Origin of the sequence: Nocardia farcinica (assembly GCF_029867845.1) — a bacterium.
GTDB lineage: Bacteria > Actinomycetota > Actinomycetes > Mycobacteriales > Mycobacteriaceae > Nocardia > Nocardia farcinica_A.
On sequence record NZ_JARWRU010001114.1, the window covers coordinates 1 to 7162 of the forward strand.

The 7162-nt window shown below is 70.8% G+C and carries 7 protein-coding genes and 1 pseudogene; 3 read left to right on the forward strand and 5 right to left on the reverse strand.

Annotated features, from left to right (window positions below; translation table 11 throughout):
- Positions 1-418 precede the first annotated feature (418 nt).
- Positions 419-1711: an MFS transporter gene (locus QH283_RS24640; RefSeq protein WP_280505318.1), complete on the reverse strand. Its 1293-nt coding sequence runs from the start codon at positions 1709-1711 to the stop codon at positions 419-421.
- A gap of 54 nt (positions 1712-1765) precedes the next feature.
- Here QH283_RS24640 and QH283_RS24645 point away from each other — a divergent pair, with 54 nt between their 5' ends.
- Positions 1766-2767: a GlxA family transcriptional regulator gene (locus tag QH283_RS24645; protein ID WP_280505319.1), complete on the forward strand. Its 1002-nt coding sequence runs from the start codon at positions 1766-1768 to the stop codon at positions 2765-2767.
- Positions 2768-2888: 121 nt separating this feature from the next.
- Entirely contained in the window at positions 2889-3263 is a 375-nt protein-coding gene (locus tag QH283_RS24650; RefSeq protein ID WP_280505320.1) for a hypothetical protein, read from the forward strand.
- Between the two features lie 156 nt (positions 3264-3419).
- Here the strand turns inward: QH283_RS24650 and QH283_RS24655 are convergent, their stop codons facing one another.
- The 4 genes and pseudogenes from QH283_RS24655 to QH283_RS24670 all read right to left on the reverse strand — a co-directional run bounded on the left by QH283_RS24655 (position 3420) and on the right by QH283_RS24670 (position 6573).
- Positions 3420-4031, reverse strand: coding sequence for a TetR/AcrR family transcriptional regulator (locus QH283_RS24655; protein WP_280505321.1), 612 nt, complete (start codon positions 4029-4031; stop codon positions 3420-3422).
- Positions 4028-4972 (reverse strand): NADP-dependent oxidoreductase, encoded by a 945-nt coding sequence (locus tag QH283_RS24660; RefSeq protein ID WP_280505322.1) that lies wholly within the window; start codon positions 4970-4972, stop codon positions 4028-4030. Before QH283_RS24660 ends, QH283_RS24655 begins: the two co-directional genes overlap by 4 nt.
- Before the next feature lie 106 nt (positions 4973-5078).
- Positions 5079-5480 carry a group I truncated hemoglobin gene (locus QH283_RS24665; protein WP_280505323.1) on the reverse strand — a complete coding sequence of 134 codons (402 nt, stop codon included), beginning with the start codon at positions 5478-5480 and terminating at the stop codon, positions 5079-5081.
- A gap of 170 nt (positions 5481-5650) precedes the next feature.
- A pseudogene (locus QH283_RS24670) lies at positions 5651-6573 on the reverse strand (manganese catalase family protein).
- Positions 6574-6808: 235 nt separating this feature from the next.
- On the opposite strand from QH283_RS24670, the gene QH283_RS24675 reads away from it, so the two are divergent.
- The coding region (locus QH283_RS24675) for a hemerythrin domain-containing protein (protein ID WP_280505325.1) at positions 6809-7162 on the forward strand (354 nt) is incomplete at its 3' end.

A 7162-nucleotide genomic window follows, 5' to 3' on the forward strand; every position in this document is an offset into this window, starting at 1 on the left:
GGGGGGGCTCGTCGGCCCCGCCCCCCGCCCCCCCGGGGGCGCGGGCCCGCCGCGCCCCGCCCCCCCCCCCCCGGGCCACCTCCTCGGTTCAGCGTCTATGTCGCTCGATACCCGGATTCGGATGAGGGCCAGTCGGTCACCGTTATCGACACTCGAACTCAGCGGGTGACCGCGACGATCCCGGTGGGCCGGATCTTTCCGAGATCGCCCCGGTCGATCGCTGTCGACACCGCGACCCACGGTGACGATCCGACATACATCGACGTGGACCCGCGAACTCATCACGTCTATGTGCCAACGAGAACGCCGATCAGATCGAAGTGATCGCTCCGTGCTGAGGACGATCTGTGGTGGCTGCCGCACGGCGGGGTGTCCCGAGCTGCCGGGGGCGTCGTGGTGATCAGGTCACGGCGCGGAGTCAGGTCACCGGTGCGGTTGTCTTCTCAGGCATTCGGATCGCGCCGCAGAGGAGGGCGGCGAGGGCGCACAGGCTCGCGGCGGTGAAGAAGGCGATGTCGTAGGAGCCGTGGGCGGTGCGGACGTAGCCCGCGCCGAAAGCGGCCACGGCGGCGCCCAGCTGGTGGGCGGCGAAGACCCAGCCGAAGACGACGGGGGTGTTCGCGCCGAAGTAGTGGCGGCAGATGGCGAGGGTGGGCGGGACGGTGGCCACCCAGTCGAGGCCGTAGAAGATGACGAAGACCCAGATGCCGGGTTCGGTGGTGGGGGAGAGCAGCGCGGGCAGGGCCATGAGGGACAGGCCGCGCCCGAGGTAGTAGACCACGAGCAGGACGCGGGGATCGACCCGGTCGGTGAGCCAGCCGGACAGGACGGTGCCGGCGATGTCGAACAGGCCGACGGTGGCCAGCAGGCTCGCGGCGACGGTGGTCGGCATGCCGTGGTCGTGCGCGGCGGGGATGAAATGGGTGCCGATCAGGCCGTTGGTGCTCATGCCGCAGATGGCGAAGCTACCCGCGAGCAGCCAGAAGGCGGGGACGCGGGTGCCGCGGAGCAAGCCGGCGGCAGCGGCGGTGAAGCTGCCGTTGGGCAGCGGGTCGGGTTCGGCGTCGGGGGAGCCGCCGTAGGGGCCGGTGTCGCCGGGACGGTCCCGGATGAAGACGAGCACCAGGGGGACGACGGCCAGGGCGGCGGCGGTGACGATCAGGCTCGCCCAGCGCCAGCCGAAGCGGGCGGTGACATCGGCGACGATCGGCAGGAAGACGAGCTGACCCGCCGCGCCCGCCGCGGTGAGGATGCCGGTGACGGTGCCGCGGCGGGCGACGAACCAGCGGGTGGAGATGGTTGCCACGAAGCCCATGGAGATCGATCCGGTGCCGAGGCCGACCAGCACGCCCCACAGCAGCACCATCTGCCAGCTCGCGGTCATGAGCACGCCGACGCCGGTGCCCGCGGCGATGAGCAGCAGCGCGCCGGTGAGGATCGGGCGGACGCCGAAACGGTCCATCAGCGCGGCGGCGAAGGGGGCGGTGACGCCGAACAAGACCATGTTGACCGACATGGCGACGCCGATGGTGGCGTGCGACCAGCCGAACTCGTCGTGCAGCGGGGTCATCATGACGCTCGGCACGGCGCGGAAGCCCGCGGCGCCGATGATGGCGATGAAACTGACGGCGGCGACGATCCAGGCGTAGTGCAGCCGGGGCGCCGGGCGGTGCGGGGCGGCGGTCTCGCCGCGTTCGAGTTCGGTCGTCACGAGCAGACAGCATCCGGCAGCGCGCGACCGGTCACCAGTGGCAGGATTGCCAATATGTCGGAAATTCGTGCCATTGCTTACGCCGAGGCGCCCTGGCGTCGTCATCGGGTGGTGGTGTTGTTGCTGGAACCGGTGGTCGGGTTCGACGCGACGATCCCGCCGCTGGTGTTCGGGGAGGTCACCGACGACGACGGTGAGCCGCTGTACGAGGTGGTGACCTGCTCGCTGCGGACCGGGCCGATGCGCACCACCGGCGGATACGGGCTGGTGGCCGAGCGCGGGGTGGAGGCGCTGGCCGAGGCGGACACGGTGATCGTGCCGGGCACACGGTTCCCGCCCGCCCGCCGGGAGGGCCGGGTGACCGAGGAGGTGGCCGCGGCGCTGGCGAGTATTCCGGCGGGCGCGCGGCTGGTGTCGATCTGCACCGGGGCGTTCGTGCTGGCGGCGGCGGGACTGCTCGACGGCAGGCGCGCGACGACGCACTGGCGCTACGCCGAGGACTTCCGACGGCTGTTCCCCTCGGTGGACCTGGACGAGACGGTGCTGTTCGTCGACGAGGGGACATTGCTGAGTTCGGCGGGCCTGGCCGCGGGCATCGACCTGTGCCTGCACATGATCCGTCGCGACCACGGGGCCGCGGTGGCCAACCGGATCGCCCGCTACTGCGTGGTGCCGCCGTGGCGGGAGGGCGGGCAGGCGCAGTTCATCGAACACCACGTGCCCGAACACGACGAGCGCAGCACGGCGGCGGTGCGGGCGTGGGCGCTCGAGCACCTGGCGGAGCCGTTGAGCGTGGCGGTGCTGGCGGCGCGCGCCAGAATGAGTCCGCGCACGCTCGCCCGGCGGTTCCAGGCGGAGACGGGAATGTCGCCGGGCGCATGGATCAGAGACCGGCGGGTGGACCGTGCCAGGGAGTTGCTGGAGTCGGGGGACTTGCCGGTGGACGTGGTGGCGGAGATGTCCGGGCTCGGCTCGCCGGACAACCTGCGTCACCACATGCGGCGCGGACTCGGCATGTCGCCGTCGGCTTATCGCAGGACGTTCGCCGGGCAGTGAGCAAGCGGTGAGTGCGCGCGCCGGGCGGCGGGATCGGGATCGATCGGTGCGCGCACCTCGACAGCGGGCGTAGCCGGGAGTTGACTGGAGGCACCACTCCTACCAGCTCTCGGAGGCAGGCATGATCATCATCGGGCTCGTCGTCCTGATCGCCGCTGTGATCGTCGGTGTGGTCGGGGTGATGGACCACACCGGCAGCGCGCACGCCCTGACCGATGAGTTCTCGGTATTCGGCTACCACGTGACCGGGTCCACCGGAATGCTGTTCCTCTACGGCATCGCGGTGGGCGCCATCGGCATGTTCGGCTTGAGCGTGTTGCTCACCGGGGCGCGCCGCAACGCCCGGCAGGCCCGCCACGCCCGCCGGGAGCTGAAGCAGACCCGCCGCGAGGCCGCCGCGCCGGTCGGGGAGACCGCCCAGCCGATCCGCACCGAGCGGAACTGGCGTCATCCGTTCGGCGGTTCCACCGGGGGGCCGACGGTGGCGCCGCGCTGAATCGGCGCAGGCGGGAACGATGCCGATCCGCACGCGGCCGGTGCGGCGGTGTCTGGGCCAGGGATGTCCGCGATCAGCTCCGCCCGGCCGGCCGGATGGTGTGCCCGCCGCAGCCGGGGTCGTCACGAGAGGCGACCACTTCGAAGCTCTACGGCCTCACCTGTTCCCCGGCTCGGTCGTGCTCGCGGGCTCGGCGGCCCGCAGCAGGACCGCCGCCAGGTCGAGCAGGTGGTGGGCGGGCCCGCCCGGCGGATAGACCCCGCCCACGGCGCACGCGCCGACGATCGCGCCGTGGAGTTGATCGGCCAGCCGCTCGCTGTCGGCGACCTCGAGGCGGGCGGTGAGCGCGCGCAGGCGGCGACGCAATTCCTCCTCGTGACGCAGGCAGCGTGCCCGGATGGCGGCCTGGCCGACGTCGAACTCGGCCGCGGTGTTGACGAACGCGCAGCCTCGGTAGCCGTCTCGGGTGGCCAGCTGCTGGATGCGGGCCAGCTGGGCGTCGAGCTCCTCGCGCGGGCCGGGGTGGCGGCGGGCGGTCTCGTCCCACGCCGCCCAGAAGACCTCGTCGCGCTTGTCGAGCACGGCCAGGATCAGGTCGTCCTTGTTCGGAAACCACCGGTAGAGGCTGGCTTTGGCCATGCCGGACCGCCGGACGACCTCGTCCACGCCGGTGGCGCGCACCCCGTTGGTGTAGAACAGTTCGGCCGCGACGTCGACCAGCTTCTCGCGCGCGGCGGCGCCACGCAGCTGTTTCGGCTTGCCGGTCACGACCGCTCCGCCGGGTCGACGACGATGGCGGTCTTGCCGAACACGCCGCGTCGCGCCGCCCACTGCTGCGCCTCGGGCGCGCGCTCCAGCGGGAACTCGGCGTCGACGGCGATGCGCAGGATGCCCATGTTCATGAGCGTGGCGTTGGAGGTCAGCGCCACCGGGTCCGGCTCGACCAGGCACGAGCTCGCGTCGATGCCGCGTGCGGCGGCGTCTTCCCGGTAGGTCGGGATGGACCAGGCGGTGGCCAGGGCGACCGAGCCGCCGGGTGCCACGTGTTCGAACAGCGCGCGGCCGAACTCGTGACCGACATAGTCGATCAGATGATCGACCTCTCCGATCGCCGCGACCGCCCCGGCGTCGTCGTAGTCCACGCACATCGCGGCGCCGAACTCGTGGAGCCGCTCGTGATGCGCCGTACGGGCCAGTGCGACGACCTTCGCCCCTCGCGCGGCCGCGAGCTGCACGGCGACGTGCCCCACGCCGCCGCCCGCACCGTCGATCAGCACGCGGGAGCCGGGCCGCACCCGGGCCGCGTCGAGCATCTGCCACGCGGTCAGCACCGCCATCGGCGCGCACCCGGCCTCCACGAAGCCCACCGAGGAGGGCATGGGGATCAGATGGTGGGCGGGCACGGTCACGTACTCGGCGTAGGTGCCCGCCGGGTAGGGGAACCAGGCCAGCCCGAACACCGGGTCGCCGACCTGGTGGCGGGTCACGCCGTAGCCGACGGCGTCGACCACGCCCGCGACGTCCCAGCCCGGCACGAAAGGCAGCTGCATGGACTGCTCGTAGCCGGAGTTGCGGCCGGTGTGGACGTCGATGGGATTGACGCTGGTTGCGCGCATGGCGACGCGGACCTCGCCCGCCGCCGGCTCGGGGCGGGTGACCTCGGCGAGGGTCAGGGGCGACCCCCACTCGTCGTGTCGTGCCGCCCGCATGGGGCTCGTTCCTGGTTGCCTGGCGCCGACGATCACGGCGGCCTCCTTCTTCCCTAAAGAGACAGATCTGTCTCTTTATAGCACGGGGAAGCCGCCGCGCACCCGGTCAGCCGGAGGCGATGTCGTCGGCCAGCGGCGCCACGGCGCCGATGATCTGGTCGATCAGGTCGGGCGCGACGCCGGCGGCGGCGAGCGAATCGGTCAGATGACCGGCGACGAGGCCGAAATGTTTCATGGTGATGCCGCGCCCCTGGTGTACCTGCTTCATCGGGGCGCCGCGGTAGGGGTCGGGACCGCCGAGCGCGGCGGCGAAGAACTCGACCTGCTTGCCGCGCAGGCGATTCATGTTGGTCCCGCTGAAGAAACCGGCCAGATCGTCATCGGCCAGCACGCGGGTGTAGAAGTCGGCGACCACGGCTTCGAGCGCTTCGTAGCCGCCGATGCGGTCGAAGATCGGGGCGGTGGTCTCGGTCGACGGTTGCGCATTCGCTTCGGTTGGAGTGCTCATACCCCACTTCATCAGCCGGATATTGCCCCGCCGTGAGCGCGGCGTCGCGCCCCCGTTGCCCGGTGTGCCGATCCGATTGCCCCGTCCTCACCATCGAGAGGGGATGGCTGTGAGGTCGGCCGCCGCCGCGAAACCCGAGGTGGCGGCGGCCTTTCGGAGAAGAAAGTGAATCAGGGCTTGTCCGGGTCCAGTGCGTCCTTGACCTTGCCGATCAGGCCCGCCTCGGTGCCGAGGGCTGCCGAGCGGGGCTTGCCGAGTGAGCCGTCGTAGGTGGCGAACAACTTCGGGTCCGGCGGCGGGGCGCTCGCCTTGTCGCCCAGCGGCTGCGGGTCGGCGAGGAAGCGGTTCTCGTGCACGCCGTCGGGGGCCATGCCGCGCGCCCAGGCGCCCTGGTCGGAGGCGTCGCCGTCGGACAGGTGCCACAACGTGGTGGCGTGCTCGGCGTGCTCCTCGTCGAACAGCGCGTTCGGCGCAACGGTGTCCTCGACCCCGTCCTCCTTCAACTGCTCGATCGCGGCCAGCCACATGTTCTGGTGGTAGGTGTCGCGGGCGAGGTTGAATTTCAGCATGTCCTTGACGCCGGGATCGTCGGTCATGTGGTAGAGCCGGGCGGTCTGGACCCGGCCCTGGGCCTCGGCGGCCACATTGGCGCGGAAGTCGGCCAGCAGATTCCCGCTGGCGACGATGAACCGTCCGTTCCACGGCACGCCGTTGCTGTCGGCCAGCGTCGGGCCGCCGCCGGACACGATGGCCTGCTGCGGGTCCATGCCGCCCAGCACCGCGGCGACCACCGGATCGGCGGCGGCCTCCTTGGTGGCGCGGGTGGCGGGTGCGCCCTCCAACAGCCGGGCGACCATGGTGGCGATCATCTCGACATGACCGATCTCCTCGGTGGCCACATCCATGATCAGGTCCTTGTACTTGCCCGGCATACGACAATTCCAGCCCTGGAACAGATATTGCATCGTCACGGTCATCTCGCCGTACGCGCCGCCGATCAGCTCCTGCAACTTGCGTGCAACTTGCGCGCGTAGACGGGGTCCGGCTTTTCGGGTTTGGCATCGAATTGCAGATAGTCGGTATGACGGAACATGCAGCCCTCCGAAATGTGGTCCGGTCCTTGCCTCGGAGCGGTTACCCCCGGGTCGAGGGGTAAACGGGCAGGCATGTTACGGCTGGTTTACGGTGCCGGGGCCGCGAATCCGGCCGGTTTGTCCGGGGATTCACCACGGCTGTCGCCTCGTTGGCCGCCGTCGGCCCGGGGTAGGCTGCCGAACGAAACGGCCGCGCCGTAGGGGCGCGGAACCGAACGACAGGAGGCACGACCGATGAGCGCACCCGCGATCAATTCGACCACCGACGCCGTCACCTACCTGGTCGGGCAGCACCGGCGGATCAGGGAACTGTTCGACGAGGTGGCCGGGGCCGCGGACACGGGGGAGCGTGAGCGCAAGTTCTTCGAGCTGCGCCGGCTGCTCGCCGTGCACGAGACCGCCGAGGAAGAGATCATCCACCCGCTGGCCCGCCGCGCCATCGACAACGGCGACGCGGTGGTCGACGCGCGGCTGGAGGAGGAGAACAAGGCTAAGAGCCCCTATCTGGTTCGGTTGCTGAGTCGTCGCCAGCAGATGAGGGCTGCGGCGAGGTCGAGGAATCCGTGGTGGATGTCGGTGCGGCGTTCC